At 68.7% G+C, this 15,423-nt stretch carries 16 protein-coding genes and 1 tRNA gene; 10 read left to right on the top strand and 7 right to left on the bottom strand.

All coding sequences use genetic code 11. The features are described 5' to 3' along the window. The first annotated feature begins 42 nt into the window (after positions 1–42). The 3 genes from metF to DEO45_RS11530 are packed head-to-tail and all read left to right on the top strand — an operon-like array spanning position 43 to position 2,439. On the top strand, positions 43–867 hold the full coding sequence (gene metF, locus DEO45_RS11540) for a methylenetetrahydrofolate reductase [NAD(P)H] (RefSeq protein ID WP_114343670.1): 825 nt from the start codon (positions 43–45) through the stop codon (positions 865–867). Between the two features lie 25 nt (positions 868–892). Beyond that, on the top strand, positions 893–1,468 hold the full coding sequence (locus DEO45_RS11535) for a DUF4124 domain-containing protein (RefSeq protein WP_114343667.1): 576 nt from the start codon (positions 893–895) through the stop codon (positions 1,466–1,468). 53 nt (positions 1,469–1,521) lie between these two features. Then, entirely contained in the window at positions 1,522–2,439 is a 918-nt protein-coding gene (locus tag DEO45_RS11530; protein ID WP_114343664.1) for a branched-chain amino acid transaminase, read from the top strand. Between the two features lie 192 nt (positions 2,440–2,631). Here DEO45_RS11530 and DEO45_RS11525 read toward each other — a convergent pair whose 3' ends face one another. From DEO45_RS11525 to DEO45_RS11505, 5 genes are all read right to left on the bottom strand, one after another. Next, a complete protein-coding gene (locus DEO45_RS11525) occupies positions 2,632–3,915 on the bottom strand; it encodes a sensor histidine kinase (protein WP_114343662.1) in 1,284 nt (427 codons plus the stop codon). Continuing rightward, complete coding sequence (locus DEO45_RS11520) at positions 3,899–4,585, bottom strand: response regulator transcription factor (RefSeq protein WP_068090153.1); 687 nt, start codon at positions 4,583–4,585, stop codon at positions 3,899–3,901. The genes DEO45_RS11525 and DEO45_RS11520 overlap by 17 nt, the downstream gene beginning before the upstream one ends. A 462-nt stretch (positions 4,586–5,047) precedes the next feature. Next, positions 5,048–5,971 (bottom strand): 30S ribosomal protein S6--L-glutamate ligase, encoded by a 924-nt coding sequence (gene rimK, locus DEO45_RS11515; protein ID WP_114343660.1) that lies wholly within the window; start codon positions 5,969–5,971, stop codon positions 5,048–5,050. Continuing rightward, on the bottom strand, positions 5,968–6,423 hold the full coding sequence (locus tag DEO45_RS11510; protein ID WP_114343659.1) for an ATP-dependent zinc protease family protein: 456 nt from the start codon (positions 6,421–6,423) through the stop codon (positions 5,968–5,970). The genes rimK and DEO45_RS11510 overlap by 4 nt, the downstream gene beginning before the upstream one ends. Positions 6,424–6,456: 33 nt before the next feature. Further along, a tRNA-Gly gene (locus DEO45_RS11505) sits at positions 6,457–6,530 on the bottom strand. 208 nt (positions 6,531–6,738) lie between these two features. Here DEO45_RS11505 and DEO45_RS11500 point away from each other — a divergent pair. The 4 genes from DEO45_RS11500 (at position 6,739) to trmB (ending at position 10,929) form a co-directional block, all read left to right on the top strand. Then, positions 6,739–9,003 carry a DUF6600 domain-containing protein gene (locus DEO45_RS11500; protein ID WP_114343658.1) on the top strand — a complete coding sequence of 755 codons (2,265 nt, stop codon included), beginning with the start codon at positions 6,739–6,741 and terminating at the stop codon, positions 9,001–9,003. 133 nt (positions 9,004–9,136) lie between these two features. Then, positions 9,137–9,337 (top strand): sulfur carrier protein ThiS, encoded by a 201-nt coding sequence (gene thiS, locus DEO45_RS11495; RefSeq protein ID WP_114343657.1) that lies wholly within the window; start codon positions 9,137–9,139, stop codon positions 9,335–9,337. 33 nt (positions 9,338–9,370) lie between these two features. Further along, positions 9,371–10,171 carry a thiazole synthase gene (locus DEO45_RS11490; protein WP_114343656.1) on the top strand — a complete coding sequence of 267 codons (801 nt, stop codon included), beginning with the start codon at positions 9,371–9,373 and terminating at the stop codon, positions 10,169–10,171. Between the two features lie 53 nt (positions 10,172–10,224). After that, positions 10,225–10,929 (top strand): tRNA (guanosine(46)-N7)-methyltransferase TrmB, encoded by a 705-nt coding sequence (gene trmB, locus DEO45_RS11485; protein ID WP_114343655.1) that lies wholly within the window; start codon positions 10,225–10,227, stop codon positions 10,927–10,929. 130 nt (positions 10,930–11,059) lie between these two features. On the opposite strand, the gene DEO45_RS11480 is transcribed toward trmB, so the two are convergent. Next, positions 11,060–11,407, bottom strand: coding sequence for an endonuclease domain-containing protein (locus tag DEO45_RS11480; RefSeq protein ID WP_114343654.1), 348 nt, complete (start codon positions 11,405–11,407; stop codon positions 11,060–11,062). Positions 11,408–11,719: 312 nt separating this feature from the next. Here DEO45_RS11480 and DEO45_RS11475 point away from each other — a divergent pair, with 312 nt between their 5' ends. Continuing rightward, on the top strand, positions 11,720–13,537 hold the full coding sequence (locus DEO45_RS11475; RefSeq protein ID WP_114343877.1) for an SLC13 family permease: 1,818 nt from the start codon (positions 11,720–11,722) through the stop codon (positions 13,535–13,537). A 45-nt stretch (positions 13,538–13,582) separates the two neighbouring features. On the opposite strand, the gene DEO45_RS11470 is transcribed toward DEO45_RS11475, so the two are convergent. Next, on the bottom strand, positions 13,583–13,951 hold the full coding sequence (locus DEO45_RS11470; RefSeq protein WP_114343653.1) for a Rieske (2Fe-2S) protein: 369 nt from the start codon (positions 13,949–13,951) through the stop codon (positions 13,583–13,585). Positions 13,952–14,029: 78 nt separating this feature from the next. Between DEO45_RS11470 and DEO45_RS11465 the strand changes: the two genes are divergently transcribed. Together DEO45_RS11465 and yedA are read left to right on the top strand one after the other, a co-directional pair. Then, positions 14,030–14,296: a hypothetical protein gene (locus DEO45_RS11465; protein WP_114343652.1), complete on the top strand. Its 267-nt coding sequence runs from the start codon at positions 14,030–14,032 to the stop codon at positions 14,294–14,296. 54 nt (positions 14,297–14,350) lie between these two features. After that, positions 14,351–15,262: a drug/metabolite exporter YedA gene (gene yedA / locus DEO45_RS11460; RefSeq protein ID WP_114343651.1), complete on the top strand. Its 912-nt coding sequence runs from the start codon at positions 14,351–14,353 to the stop codon at positions 15,260–15,262. The last annotated feature ends 161 nt before the right edge of the window (positions 15,263–15,423 follow it).

The raw sequence follows: 15,423 nt of genomic DNA, 5'->3' as shown, positions 1-15,423 counted from the left end.
AAAGATATATACTCGCCGGCACCGCAACCAGGAACCCGTGCGATGCCTTCGATCAGCTTCGAATTCTTCCCGCCCAAGACCGACGAGCAGCGCACGCAACTGGACCGGGCGGCACAGGTGCTGAAGGCGCACCAGCCGGAATATGCCTCGGTCACCTTCGGCGCCGGCGGCTCCACGCTCAGCTACACCGGCGATACGGTGGCACGCCTGCACGCGCAGCATGGCCTTGATGTGGCCCCGCATCTTTCGTGCATGGGCGGCACCCGGGCCGAGATCGCCGCACTGCTGGACAACTACCGCGCCGCGGGCTATCGGCGCCTCGTGGCGCTGCGCGGCGACATGCCCTCGGGCATGGCCACGGCGGGCGACTTCCGTTATGCCGCCGAACTGGTGGGCTTCATCCGCGAGCACTGCGGCGACCACTTCCACATCGAGGTGGCGGCATACCCGGAAACCCATCCGCAGGCCGACGACGCGCTGCGCGACCTGCAGCATTTCAAGGCTAAGATCGACGCCGGCGCGAACGGCGCGATCACCCAGTACTTCTTCAACCCCGACGCGTATTTCCGCTTCGTCGACGACGTGCGCAAGCTCGGCGTGAACGTGCCGATCGTGCCGGGCATCATGCCGATCGCGAACTACAGCCAGCTGAAGCGCTTCTCCGACCTGTGCGGCGCCGAAATCCCGCGCTGGATCGCCAAACGCATGCAGGCTCACGGTGACGACGCCGATTCGGTCCGCGCGCTTGGTGCCGAGGTGGTGTCGCAGCTGTGCCGGCGCCTGCTCGACGGCGGCGCGCCCGGCCTGCACTTCTACACGCTCAACCGCGCCAGGGCGACGCAGGCGGTACTGCAGCAACTTTCCTGATCCAGGGGAGGGCTATGCTGGCGCGATGCGCCGGTCAGCCATTCTCTCCTGCCAGATCCTGCTTGCGTGTACCGTACCCGCCGCAGCGCAGGCGCCGATCCATCGCTGCATCGGCGCGAACGGCGGCGCGGTGTTCACCGATCAACCCTGCGCGGCGCTGCAGGCCACCCCGGCCGCCGCCGCCAAACCCGGCGACATGGCAACGCCGGCCGCCGCACCGCCACCGATCCTGTGCGCGGCCAGCCGCCACGAACTGCGCCAGAGCGTGATCGACGCGTTCGCCAGCCGCGACGCGAATCGCCTGGCCGGGCTGATGCTGTGGAACGGCTACGGCCGCGGCACGGCGATCGCGGACATCCACTCGCTGGCCGAGCTGATGAAACAGCCGCTGCTGGACGTGGACATTCCGGGCGCCGCCGAACCGGCGCCGGCCGCCAGCGCCGGCGATCCATTCGCCACCGACCGGCCATCCACGCCATCGCCGGCCGCCGACCGGCTGGTGCTGCACACCGCCGGCAGCGACGGCAGCGGCGGCCCGCGCGAACTGCGCTTCGACATCGTGCGCCAGGCCGGATGCCTGTGGCTGCGCGACGCGAATTGACGCCGGCCCGACGCCCACCAGTTATCATGGGCGGTCACCATTGGAGAATCGACATGGCGCAGCAATACCCCGAATGGATCTGGCAGAACGGCAGCATCAAGCCCTGGGCCGAAGCGACCACGCATGTGATGTCGCATGCGCTGCACTACGGCTCGTCAGTATTCGAGGGCATCCGCAGCTACGCCACGCCCGACGGCGCGGCGATCTTCCGCCTCACCGACCACCTGAACCGGCTGTACCAGTCGGCCAAGATCTACGACATGGCGCTGCCGTACACGGCGGATGAGCTGGCCGCGGCCTGCCGCGAGGTGATCAAGAGGAACGGCCTTGGCGCCGCCTACCTGCGCCCGGTTGCCTGGCGCGGCCTGGGCGGTTTCGGCCTGTCCGCCGAAACTCCGATCGACATGGCCGTAGCCGCGTGGCCGATGGGCCCGTACCTCGGCGCCGAGGCGCTGCAAAACGGCATCGACGCCTGCGTGTCGAGCTGGCAGCGCTTCGCGCCGAATACCATCCCGGCCGGCGCCAAGGCCGGCGGCAATTATCTCTCGGGCCAGCTGATCGCGCGCGAAGCGCGTCGCCTGGGCTTCGGCGAAGGCATCGCGCTGGCTTCCACCGGCCTGCTCAGCGAAGGCGCCGGCGAGAACCTGTTCCTGGTCTTCGACGGCGTGCTGCATACCCCGCCGGCCAGTGCCTCGCTGCTCACCGGAATCACCCGCAACACGCTGATGACGCTGGCCCGCGAGGACGGCATCGAGGTGGTCGAGCGCGACATCCCGCGCGAATACCTCTACCTCGCCGAGGAGGTGCTGATGTGCGGCACCGCCGCCGAGATCACCCCGATCCGTTCGGTCGACGGCAAGCAGGTCGGCACCGGCAAGGCCGGCCGCGTCACCCTGCGCCTGCAGGAGCTGTTCTTCGGCCTGTTCGACGGCCGCACCCACGACAAGTGGGGCTGGCTGGAGCAGGTCTGAGAGCAGAAGTGCGTGTGGGGCGAAGAGTGCGGAACGAGAGCATAGAGCCTTCGTTTTCCACTCTTCCGCGCACGTTCTCGGGCCAAGTTTCGTAGGGCGGGCACTGCCCGCCGGCTTTTCGATCGGTGGTTGAGTGACAAAACGGCAGGCGGTCCCCGCCCTACTGTTCCACAGGGGGAGGAACTGGAGGCTTCAGCCGAACCTGATGCTGGCGATCGCGCCGTTGGCGTCGGCACGCGGGCGCATCGAGACGTCCCAGCCATACAGTTCGCACAACCGGCGCACGATCGCCAGGCCGAGGCCGGCGCCGCTGCCGCCAGCGCCTTCGCCGCGCACGCCACGCTGGAACAGGCGTTCGGCATCCTCGGGCTTGATCCCGGGGCCGGTGTCGATCACCTCGATGGAGCCGTTCTCCACCACCACGCGCACGCTGCCCTCGAGGGTGTACTTGATGGCGTTGCCGATCAGGTTGGTCAGCGCCACCGACAGTACCGAAGCCGGCGCGTTGACGCTGACCGACTCGTTCACCGCCAGCCCGATCTCCAGCGACTTGCCGCGCACCTGCGGGCGCTGGCTCTCGATCACGTCGGCGGCGACCTTGCCAACGTCGGTGGTTTCGCCGCGGGTGGGGCCGCGCCGCTCGGCGCGTGAAAGCAGCAGCAGCGCCTCGATCAGCTCGGTGGCCTGGCGCGAGGCGCGCTCGATGCGCTTCAGCCGCTCGCTGAGCTTCTCGGTGAGGTCGGGCGAACCCTGCAGCAGTTCGGTGGTGCTGGCGATCACCGCGAGCGGCGTGCGCAGCTCATGGCTGACATCGGAGTTGAACTCGCGGTCGCGCTCGACCATCGCGGTGAGCCGCGCCGAGTATTCGTCCAGCGCGTGCGCCAGCTCACCCACCTCGTCGTCGGCGAAATGCGGCGCCAGCGGTTCGGCCTTGCCGGCCTTGCGAAAATCGCGCAGGCGCCTGGCCAGTTCGCTGACCGGCTTGAGCACCTTGCGCGACAACCAGAGACCCAGCACCAGCGACAACAGGCCGAACAGGAACACCGCGCCGATCACGCTGATCAGCAGCTGCCGCTTGCCGAGGTCGTCGCGGCTGACGTCGTACTTGACGAAGGCGATCAGGCCGTATTTCCGGCTTACCGCCAGCTTGTAATGCCGCTGGCGGCCGTCCGCGTCGGTCTCGTGGATGTCGTGCACGCCGCTGGGCAGCGGCTGCCATGCCAGCGGCGCCTTGTAGAGGGTGCGGTCGCTCCAGCCCCAGCCGGTCATCAGCTTCGAATAGAACGGCTGCCCCGGCGACTCGTGCATCTGCTGCACGTAGCTGTCGGCATCCTGCTGCAGCGCCGAGGCCACCAGCTGCTCCTCCACCTTGGCGCGGACGTACAACGCGGCCACGGCGAACAGCGCGCTGAGGCCGAAGCCGAACAGCGCGAACGAGACGATGAGGCGGAACCGCAGCTTACGCCTGGACTGCATCCGGCTCGACCATCCGATAGCCAATGCCGTGCCGCGTGTGGATCAACGGCTTGTCGAACGGTTTGTCGATCGCCGCGCGCAGGCCGTGGATGTGCACGCGCAGCGAATCGCTGTCCGGCAGCTCCTCGCCCCACACGCGCTGCTCCAGGTCCTGCCGGGTAACCACCGACGGGCTCGCTTCCATCAGCGCCTGCAGCAGCTTCAGGCCGATCGGGTTGAGCTGGATCGACTTGCCCTCGCGGTTCACCGTGAGCGTGTCGAGGTTGAAGGTGAGGTCGGCCACCTTCAGCACGCGACTCTGCGGACCCTTGCCGCGGCGCGCCAGCACTTCCAGCCGCGCCGCCAGTTCCTGCAGCGCGAACGGTTTGGTCATGTAGTCGTCGGCACCGGACTCGAAGCCGGTCAGCTTCTGCTCCAGCGCGTCGCGCGCGGTCAGCATCAGGATCGGCGTCTGCTTGTGCGCCTCATGGCGCAGCTTGCGGGCGACCTCCAGGCCGTCCATCCCGGGCAGGGTGAGATCGAGCACGATCACGTCGAAGTCGTGCACCACCGCCAGGTGCAGGCCGGTCACGCCATCACCCGCGAAATCCACCACGTGGCCACGATCTTCCAGATAGTCGCCGATGTTGGTCGCGATGTCGCTGTTGTCTTCGATCACCAGAACGCGCATGTGTCACTCCTGCACAGCCGGCGCACGGGCCCGCTGGAGTGGCAAGCTTAACAAGCTTGCGTGAATGCGGCGCACCCGGCGCGCCACGAAACTGAACGGGCGCCGCGCGGGCAATAAAAAAGCCCAGACGCGCGACTCGCCATCGCCACGCCTGGGCCCGAACTACTACCCCGATACCATCGTCTGCCGCCACCGGATCGCGTGCCGGGCAAAAAACAGTGTGAACTTTATAGGGGGTGGATGGTTACAGTGCAGTTAACCCGTTCTCACCTGGCCGTTAAACGTCCCGCAGCATCGCGGACTTGCCGCTGCACCGGCGGTAGCCAGCATCCGGGATGGCGCCGACCACTCGGTCCAGCTTCGGCCTGTGTCTGCCATCCCATCACGATCCACGACAGATATGACCAGCCGCTTTCGCGTCGATCCCGCCATTTGCCTGCCGTATCAACGAAAATTTTCGTACTATGACTTTCGTAGTTCGTCCCGGCGCAAGCGTCCCTCGGAACGGGCGCCCATGATGGTCGCCTGCAGCAGGTCCACGATGGCGCCGGCCACATCCACGCCGGTGGCGGCCTCGATGCCTTCCAGGCCTGGCGAGGCGTTCACTTCCAGCAGCAGCGGGCCGCGGTTGGAGCGCAGCAGATCGACCCCGGCGATGCCCAGCCCCAGCGCGCCGGCCGCGCGCACGGCGATGCGTTTCTCCTCGACGCTGAGCGTGGCCGCCATCGCAGTGCCGCCGCGGTGGAGGTTCGCGCGGAATTCGCCTGGGGTAGCGTCGCGCTGCATCGCCGCCACCACCTTCTTGCCGACCACGAAACAGCGCAGGTCGCTGCCCTTCGCCTCGGCCACGAACTCCTGCACCAGGAAATTCGCGTACAGGCCGCGGAACGCCTCGATCACGCTCTGCGACGCGGCGTGTTTCTCGGCCAGCACCACGCCGGTGCCCTGGCTGCCTTCGTTGAGCTTGATCACGTGAGGCGGATCGCCGAGCAGGGCCAGCACGTCGTCGGCATCGTCCGGGTTGTCGCCGAACACGGTCACCGGCATGTCGATGCCCTGCGCAGCCAGGATCTGCAGGCAGCGCAGCTTGTCGCGCGCGCGCAGCACCGCGTCGGACGGGTTCGGCGTATACACGCCCATCATCTCCAGCTGGCGCAGCACGGCGGTGCCGTAGAACGTGCTGGTGGTGCCGATACGCGGGATCACCGCGTCGATGTCGCGCACCTCACGGCCCTTGTAGCGGATCGACGAGGCACCGGGCGCGATGCGCACGTAGCAGCGCAGCGGGTCGAGCACGCGCACCACGTGGCCGCGCACGCGGGCGGCCTCGACCAGCCGCTTGGTCGAATAGAGACGGGTATTGCGCGACAGGATCGCAATCTTCATGCGGAAAGGTCCGTGGCCACCCGGGGCGGCCGTGGCTGTGTGTAGGAGCACGCCGGATCCACTGCAAAGCGCCCGCTCAGCGCGCTGCGGCCCAGCAGCATCGGAAACAGCATATGCCGGCGATCGGTCAGGTTGATGTCGACGCCGAACCGCTGTCCGGCCAGCTGCACTTCGCTGCGGATGAACCAGCGCTCGGTGCGCCGGCCGCCCGTGTCGGTCACCGCGCGGCGGTCGAGCGCAGGTGCCTCGCAGCGGATCTCCAGCGGCTGGCGGCGGCCGGCATGGATGGTGAAACGCAGCCAGGTCGCGCCGTCGCGCAGGAAGGTTTCCAGGGTATCCACATGCAGCGAACTGCTGCGCGCGCCGGTATCGAGCTTGGCCTTGAGCACGCCGATGCCCAGCTGCGGCAACGCCAGCCGCTCCCGCCAGCCGAGTGTGATCAGATCCGCCATGTCGGTTCGGGGAGTCGCTCGGGGATCGGGGAGTGGAGCGGGTGAAGGGAATCGAACCCTCGTCAGTAGCTTGGGAAGCTACAGCTCTACCATTGAGCTACACCCGCCTTGGCGGGCGGATGGTAACCCGGGATTCGCACGGTTGGAAAGCGCGTACCCGCTCCTTCTTGCGGCGCCCGTCGGGCCAACGCGTGCTGAACGGCAGCGGGCGCAGGGCTCCCATGCGGTCATCACCTGTACTCCAATGGACGTTGAGGCAGGTGTGTCGGACGGAACCCCGTGCCGCACCCGCCTTTGCTTGTGAGGAGAACATCCATGCCCAGGTCTGCCGAGTTGTCTGCTTCGTGGCGCCGTCACTGGCGAGCGCTGGCGATCGTGCTGCTGTGCGCGGCGGCGGGTCTGGTTCAGGCGCAATCGCGCCCGGGCGACGGTGTCGATCCGCCCAGCCGGGTGGCGCGGCTGTCATACATTGCCGGCGACCTCGGGCTCCTGCCGGCCGGTGCGAGGGACTGGAGCGACGCCAACATCAACCGTCCGCTGACCACCGGCGACAAGCTGTCCAGCGCAAGGGATGCCCGTGCCGAACTGGAATTCGGCGGCGGCACGCTGCGCATCGACGACCGCACCGACGTCGGCCTGCTCGACCTCGATGACAAGCTGGCCCAGCTCGAACTCACCCGCGGCACGCTCAATCTCACCGTCCGCCGGCTGGGCGACGGCCAGAGCTACGAGATCGATACACCGACGGTGGCGCTGGTAGTCGACCGGCCCGGCACCTTCCGCGTCGACGTCGACGACCGCGACGGCGGCACCCAGGTCACCGCATTCGACGGCGACGCGACCGTATTCGGCGAGAACAACGCCCAGCGCACGATCAACCCCGGTCGCAGCTACCGCTTCACCGACGCCAGCCTGGCGACAGTGACGATCACCGACATCGATGGCGGCGACGCGTTCGACGACTGGGTCAACGGGCGCGAACGGCGCTACGCGCGGTCGGAAAGCCGCCGCTACGTATCGGAAGACGTGGTGGGCTATCAGGATCTCGACCAGTACGGCAGCTGGCGGGACACCAGCGAATACGGCGCGGTGTGGTTCCCGAGCCAGGTCGATTCCGACTGGGCCCCGTACCGCACCGGCCATTGGGCGTACATCGCGCCGTGGGGCTGGACCTGGGTGGACGATGCGCCGTGGGGCTTCGCGCCCTACCACTACGGACGCTGGGCCTACGTGGGCGGCGGCTGGGGCTGGATCCCGGGCCCGGTCGACGTGCGCCCGATATACGCGCCGGCGCTGGTCGCCTTCGTCGGCGGCGGCAGCTGGTCGATAGGCATCGGCAGCGCGCCAGTCGGCTGGTTCCCGCTCGGCCCGGGCGAGGTCTACAACCCCTGGTACCGCTGCGACCGCAGCTACTACACGCGCGTCAACGTCACCAACATCTACGTGAACAACACCACCATCAACCGCACCACCGTCATCAACAACATCGACAACCAGTACAACAATTACCGCGCCGGCCGCCCGTTGCGCGAAGCCGCCTATGCCAACCGCATGGCGCCACGCGGTTTCACCGCCGTGCCGGGCCATGCCTTCGCCGACGGCAGCCGCGTGCAGCGCGACCGGATCCGTGTCGACCCGCGCAAGCTGGCCGACGCCCCGGTGCTGGTGCGCGGCGCCAACCGGTCGCCGCCGGTAGCCGGCAGCGCGATGCCACCGCGCAGCGCCCACGTGCGCGACCTGCCGACCGGCGGTTTCGAGCGGACGGTAGTGGCGCGCCATGCGCCACCGGGCGTGACGCCGGAAGCCGTCGCCCGCGGCCGGATTGCCCAGTCGGCCGCCGCCACGCGCGACGAGGCCTCCCACCCGAATGTGCGCATGCTGGACGCGCGCGGCAATGCCGACCGTGGGTCGCGCCCGGCACTCGTCGGACGCGACGGCAACGGGTTCCGGCAGCCGCAGGCTCCTGGCACGACGCTCCCCGCGGTCAACCGGATCACCCCGGCCGCAGCGCAGGGCAACCCGTCCGCGCCGCGCGAGGGTGCCGAACTGCGCTCCGCGCGCTTCGCCCATCCGCGCGGCCGCGATATCGCCGATCATCCGCGGCCCGGCGTCAGCTACATCGCGCCCGCGGACCGGGCCGGCCCGCCGTCCGCCGCCCGCACCGCGCTTCCGCCGGTGCCGCAGATCCGGCGCGCCACTCCGGCCGACCGCGAGTCGGTGCCAGCGGCGGCTGAACGCACCCCGCGCTACGAACCGGCGAACCGCGCGATGCAACGCGACACCATGCCGGCGCGCGCCGCGGATGAGCCGCGTTTCCAGCGCCCCGAACCGGCACCGCGCTTCCAGCGCCAGGAACCGATGCCTCGCGGCTATGTTCACGAACAAGCGCCGCCGACTGCAGCCGCACCGCCGCGCGAAATGATGCAGCCACCGCGTCCGCAGCCGTCCTATCAGCCGCCACCGCCGCGCTTCAACCCGCCGCCGCGCGTCCAGCAGGCGCCGCAGCCGCCGCGCGGGGAACCGCGGCAGCCGCCGCGCAAACCCGCGCCACGCGACAACCAGGACCGCCAGCAGGACTGAAACCGCCCCGTTCGGGCGAGGCGCACGCGCCCCGCCCGATGGCGCCGTCGTTCCGGTGACCGGCGGAAAGCGGCGTCCGGGGCTTTCGAGGCTCCCGTCGGTAGCTCGCGACGCCAGCCGCTACAATGTCCGCATGCAGATCATTCTCAACGGCCAGCCGCGCGACTGCGACGCCGCCACCACCATCGCCCGGCTGCTGGAACAGGCCGGCTACGCCGGTCGCCGCGTGGCGGTGGAACTGAACCAGGAAATCGTGCCGCGCAGCCGGCACGACAGCCAGTTGCTGGCGGACGGCGACCGGCTGGAAATCGTCCATGCCATCGGCGGCGGCTGAGTCCACGCCGCTTTGCGCACTCCAGAGTCTCCCATGAACCTCAAGACCACCGCCCCGACCGACCCGCTGATCATCGCCGGGAAAAGCTACGGCTCGCGCCTGCTGACCGGCACCGGCAAGTACCGCGACTTCGACGAGACGCGCGCCGCCTCGCTGGCGGCCGGCGCGGAGATCGTCACGGTGGCGATCCGCCGCGTGAACATCGGCCAGGATCCTTCCGCGCCCAGCCTGATCGACGCGCTGCCGCCAGGCGAATTCACCCTGCTGCCGAACACCGCCGGCTGCTACAACGCGGCCGACGCGGTGCGCACGTGCAAGTTGGCGCGCGAGCTGCTGGACGGCCATCGGCTGGTGAAGCTGGAAGTGCTCGGCGACCAGAAAACGCTGTTCCCCGATGTGGTGGAGACGCTGAAAGCCGCGGAGGCACTCGTCGCCGACGGCTTCGAGGTGATGGTCTATACCAGCGACGACCCGATCCTCGCCAGGCGTCTGGAAGAGATCGGCTGCGTCGCGGTGATGCCGCTGGCCGCGCCGATCGGCTCGGGCCTGGGCATCCAGAACCGCTACAACCTGCTGGAGATCATCGAGAACGCGAAGGTGCCGATCATCGTCGACGCCGGCGTGGGTACCGCCTCCGATGCGGCGATCGCGATGGAGCTGGGCTGCGACGGCGTGCTGATGAACACCGCGATCGCCGGTGCGCGCGACCCGGTGCTGATGGCGCATGCGATGAAGCTGGCGATCCAGGCCGGCCGCGCTGCGTTCAAGGCCGGGCGCATCCCGCGCAAGCGCTACGCCTCCGCCTCCAGCCCGATCGATGGCACCATCGGCTGACGGCGCTGCGCCTCACCCCGCTTGCAGCGACAGCCCCTTTTCTTCGGACCCGCATGACCGACACGCCCCGCCACGACGCTCCCGAACACCTGCGCCGCATCCGCAGTTTCGTGCTGCGCGAGGGGCGCATGACGCCGGCGCAGCAGCGCGCGTTCGACACACTGTGGTCGCGCTACGGCATCGACTACCAGGGCGCTTCGCGCGACTTCGATACGAACTTCGGCCGTACCGCGCCACTGGTGCTGGAGATCGGCTTCGGCAACGGCGAGGCGCTGGCCTGGGCCAGCGAGCACGACCTGGCGCGCGACTTCATCGGCGTCGAGGTGCACGGCCCCGGCGTGGGCCGGCTGATGAACGCCCTGGCCGCGCGCGACGCCAGCAACGTGCGGCTGTACAAGCATGACGCGGTCGAGGTGCTGGAACACGAAATCGCCGCCGGCAGCCTGGCCGAGGCGCGCATCTGGTTCCCCGATCCGTGGCACAAGAAGCGCCACAACAAGCGCCGCATCATCCAGCCCGGGTTCGTCGCCCTGCTCGCCTCGCGCATGGCCCCCGACGGCCTGCTGCACCTGGCCACCGACTGGCAGCCCTACGCCGAGCACATGCTCGAGGTGATGGAAGCCGCGCCCACGTGGCGCAACGCCACCGGCCCTGGCGAATACGCCGAGAAGCCCGCATGGCGCATCGAGACGCACTTCGAACGGCGCGGGTTGAAGCTCGGGCATGGGGTGTGGGATCTGCTTTACCGCAAAGCCTGACCCCCTCCCAACCTCCCCCTACTTCGCAGGGGGAGGAGCAGAGCGGCGGTGTCCTCCCCTAGGGAGTGCACCAGGCGGGCCGGGTAGCTTTTCTCCCTCCCCTGCGAAGTAGGGGAGGGTTGGGGCGGGGTCAGGCTTTTGACCTTTCCTCCGGCACCCGAAAAATCTCCGCCACCACATCCTGCGTGCGTAACAGCACATCGTCGTCCCAGAAGCGCAGCACGCGATAACCCTCACGCTGCAAGGCTTCGGTGCGCCACTGGTCGTACGCCAGTGCGTCGAGGTGTTGTCCGCCATCCAGCTCGACCACCAGCCGCACCGGCACGCAGACGAAATCCGCGATGTAACCGGCCAGCGGATATTGCCGGCGGAATTTGTGGCCGCCCAATTGCTGCCGCCGAAGAAAACGCCACAAGCGGCGCTCGGCGTCGGTGCTGTCGTTGCGGAGCCGGCGGGCGCGGATCCATTTGATATGCATGGCGAGTCCTTCGCTTGGCGTGAGCGAAGAGCTTTACCCCTCCCGACCACCCCCCGCTAGCAGGGGGTGGAGTAGAAGCCGGTACTCCCACGCCGCCGTGCCGTACTCCCTCCCCTGCTCGCAGGGGAGGGCTGGGGTGGGGTCGCTCTTGGCTCTTGGTTCACCAGCCATCGCACCACCCCGCTTATACTCACGCTCATCCGCCCAGGGACGAATCGACCGCAGCGTGAAGCTTCCACTGCCCCGCCGTATCCACCGTAACCAGCTGTCCTGCAGGGGCGTCAGCTAGTGGCGCTCTCGCTCACCCCCGAAATGGTCCTGGTACTCGGGCTGGTGGGCTTCACCATGCTGATGCTGGTGCTCGAGTGGATCCGCGCCGACATGGTGGCGCTGCTGGTGGTGGTGGTGATCGGGTTGACCGGGCTGATCCCGTCCGACCGCGTGTTCAACGGCTTCGCCGGCAACGCGGTGATCGCGATCATCGCGATCATGATCATGGGCGAGGGACTCGACCGCGCCGGCGTGCTCGCCCTCACCGCGAACTTCGTGATGCGCATGGCGCGCGGCGTGGAGTCGCGCCTGGGCCTGGTGATCAACTTGGTCGCCAGCCTGTTCAGCGCGGTGATCCCCAGCCAGGCGCTGGCGGCGCTGATGATCCCGGTCAGCAGCCGGCTGGCGGCACGCACCGGCGTGCCGTTGTCGCGGCTGCTGCTGCCGATGGCGTTCTGCATTCTCACCGCCACCAACACCACGCTGATCGCGAACTCGCCGCTGATCGTGCTGAACGACCTGATCGCCAGTGCCAACGTGAACCTGCCGCCAGGCGCGCACACCATTCCGAAGTTCGGCCTGTTCAGCGTCACCCCGGTCGGCCTGACCCTGGCTCTGCTGGGCGTGGGCTATTTCTACTTCTTCGGCCACAGGCTGCTGCCCGGACACGAGGACGAGCGGCTGAAGGTCACGCCCGGGCGCACCGAGAGCTACTTCGCCGAGACCTACGGCATCGTCGGCGAAACCGCCGAGCTCACCGTCACCGCGGAGAGTCCGCTGGTCGGCATGAGCATCGGCGAGGTCGAGCAACTGCACGGCGCGCCGCTGATCCTGGCGATCAAGAGCGGCAACGACGCGCGCATGGCGCCCCCGGCCGACCACGTGATCTGGGTCGGCTCGGTGCTCGGCGTGCTCGGCCCGCGCGAACAGCTGAACCAGTTCGCCAACAACCAGCTGTGCCGGCTGTCCACCCGCATGCGCCAGCTGGGCGAGCTGTTCAACCCCACCCGCGCCGGCATTTCCGAGGTGGTGATTCCGCCGGTGTCGCGCTTCATCCGGCACACCGTGGGGGAGCTGCGCCTGCGCAAGCGCTTCGGCATCTCGGTGCTGGCGGTGAACCGCGGCGACCAGGTGTTCCGCGACGACGTGCGCTCGGTCAGCCTGCGCGCCGGCGACACCGTGGTGCTGCACAGCAACTGGCGCGACCTGGCGCTGGCCGCGGAAGACCGCGACCTGGTCGTCGTCACCGACATCCCGAAAGAACAGCAGCGGCCGGGCAAGATCTGGCAGGCGGTGGGCTTCTTCGTGCTGGCGAAGTGCCTGGCGCTGTTCACCAACCTCGACCTGTCGGTGGCGATGATGACCGGCGCGATCGGCATGCTGCTGACCGGCGTGCTGAACATGGACGAGGCGTACAAGGCGGTCAACTGGAAGACGATCTTCGTCACCGCCTGCCTGATCCCGCTGGGCTGGTCGATGGACGCCACCGGCACCGCCGCGTGGATCGCCCAGGTGGTGCTGGACCACCTGGGCAGTGCCTCGCCGTGGCTGCTGCAGCTGTGCCTGGCCGTGCTCACCCTGCTGTTCTCGCAGGTAATGTCCAACGTCGGCGCCACTGTGATGATGGTGCCGATCGCGATCAGCGTGGCCGTCGCCACCGGCGGCAACCCCTCGGCATACGCGCTGATCGTGGCGGTGTCCTCCTCCAACACCTTCCTGCTCAGCTCCGGCCACCCCGCGCTGATGATGGTCACCGGCCCCGGCGGCTACAAGGGCAAGGACTTCCTGCGCGTCGGCCTGCCGCTGACGTTCCTCGTCCTCGTCGTCACCCTGCTGGCGATCAACCTGCTGTTCCACTGAATGCAGGCCAGGCAAGCGACCCGCTGCGGTCCGGGTCGCGCCCCATCAGGCGCTGTCTTGCGCCAGCTTCACCTCACCCGCTTCCACCCGCACCGCCACCGCGCGCAGGTGTTCGCCGCGGCACGGGCCGGCGATGCACAGGCCGCCCACCTGGTCGAAGGTGGCGCCATGCACGGCGCAGATCAGGGTGTCGTTCTTCAGCAGGAACTTGCCGGGGGCGTAGTCGAGGCGGCGACCGGCGTGCGGGCAGACGTTGAGGTAGCCTCGCACCTGCTCGCCACGGCGCAGCAGGATCAGGCTTTCGTCGCCGTCGGACAGGTGCGCGTCCACCGCGGTGGCGCCGCCATCGGGGATCTCGTCCAGCCGGCACAGCGTCCGCCGGTCCTGCGATGCGGCGGGGGTGAATGTATCCATCGGCACTTGCCTCGCGGGGCGGTTGGCCCCATGGTTGCACGCGTAAGTCGTTGATTTTACCACACGGATTTTTAACACATGCACTTCGCCCTGCCTTCCCTTCGTCGTCCCCGCCACCCGCTGGCCCGTGCCCTGTCGCTGCTGCTTGGCGTGGTGGTGCTTGGCGTGCTGCTGGTGTTCGGGCTGGTGGTGGCCGGCGTGCTGCTGGTCGGCGGCCTCGTGCTGCTGGCCGTGCGCCAGTGGAAGCAGGGTCGCATGCTGGCAGCATCCGGCGTGCACGCGCGGCCTGCCGTGCTGGAAGGCGAATTCGTGGTGATCCGCCAGGGACGGCCGGTCGCGCATTGAGCAAACCGCAGGGGAACCGACGGATAATGTACCGTCCCCCCACGATCCGCCCCCATGTCCGACACCCCTGCCTCCGTCGCGGTCGAAACGCCGCGCAGCCTGACTGATCCCCGCTTCCTGATACCGCTGTCGCTGTTCGCGCTGTACGTGATCTGGGGCTCGACCTATCTGGGCATCCGTTTCGCGCTGGAAAGCTACCCGCCGTTCCTGCTCGCCGGCGTGCGCTTCCTCGGTGCCGGCGTGGCGCTTTACGGCTTCCTGCGCTGGCGCGGAATGGCCCCGCCGACGCCACTGCAATGGCGCAACGCGGCGATCACCGGCCTGCTGCTGCTCGGCATGGGCAACGGCCTGGTGTGCTTCGCGGAAGAGCGGGTGAGCTCGGGCATCGCCGCGGTGGCGGTGGCCAGCATGCCGCTGTTCGCGGCGCTGTTTTCCGGCCTGTACGGCGAATGGCCGCACCGGCGCGAAAGCATCGGCCTGGCGATCGGCTTTGCCGGCGTGATCGTGCTGAACCTGGGCAGCAGCCTGGCCGGCTCGTCGCTGGGCGCGGCCGCCCTGCTGGTGGCGGCGGCGGCCTGGGCGTTCGGCTCGGTGTGGAGCCGGCGCCAGACGATGCCGCCGGGTCCGATGAACACCGCCGCGCAGATGCTGTGCGCCAGCGTCGCACTGCTCGTCGTGGGCTTCGCCAGCGGCGAGCACCTGCCCGCGCACCCGACCACCCGCGCCACGCTGGCGGTGGTCTACCTGGCGGTGTTCGGCTCGATCATCGCGTTCAGCGCGTTCCTCTACGTGCTCAGGCACGCGCGCCCTGCGGTGGCCACCAGCTACGCCTACGTGAACCCGCCGGTGGCGGTGCTGTTCGGCGTGCTGCTGGCCGGCGAGAAGGTGGGGCCGTTCGACCTCGCCGGCATGGCGATCATCCTGGCCGGCGTGGCAGTGATCACGCTGGCGAAGCAGAAGCGCTAGGTCGAAAGCGCCATCCCCCTTCCAACTTCCCCCTGCCTTGCAGGGGGAAGGGTGAACGAGGCGTCGCCTGCGGCGACGCAGCTTCGCTTCATTGAGGCGGGGCTTCGACCATTGTCGCCTTGCCTGCCCATCCACCGCCGCGCGACGATGTCGCGATTCAC

The organism is Rhodanobacter denitrificans (assembly GCF_003335105.1).
In the GTDB taxonomy this organism is placed as follows: Bacteria; Pseudomonadota; Gammaproteobacteria; order Xanthomonadales; family Rhodanobacteraceae; genus Rhodanobacter; species Rhodanobacter denitrificans_A.
Note: the sequence above shows the minus strand (reverse complement) of the source record. Positions and strands in the feature narration are given on the sequence as shown.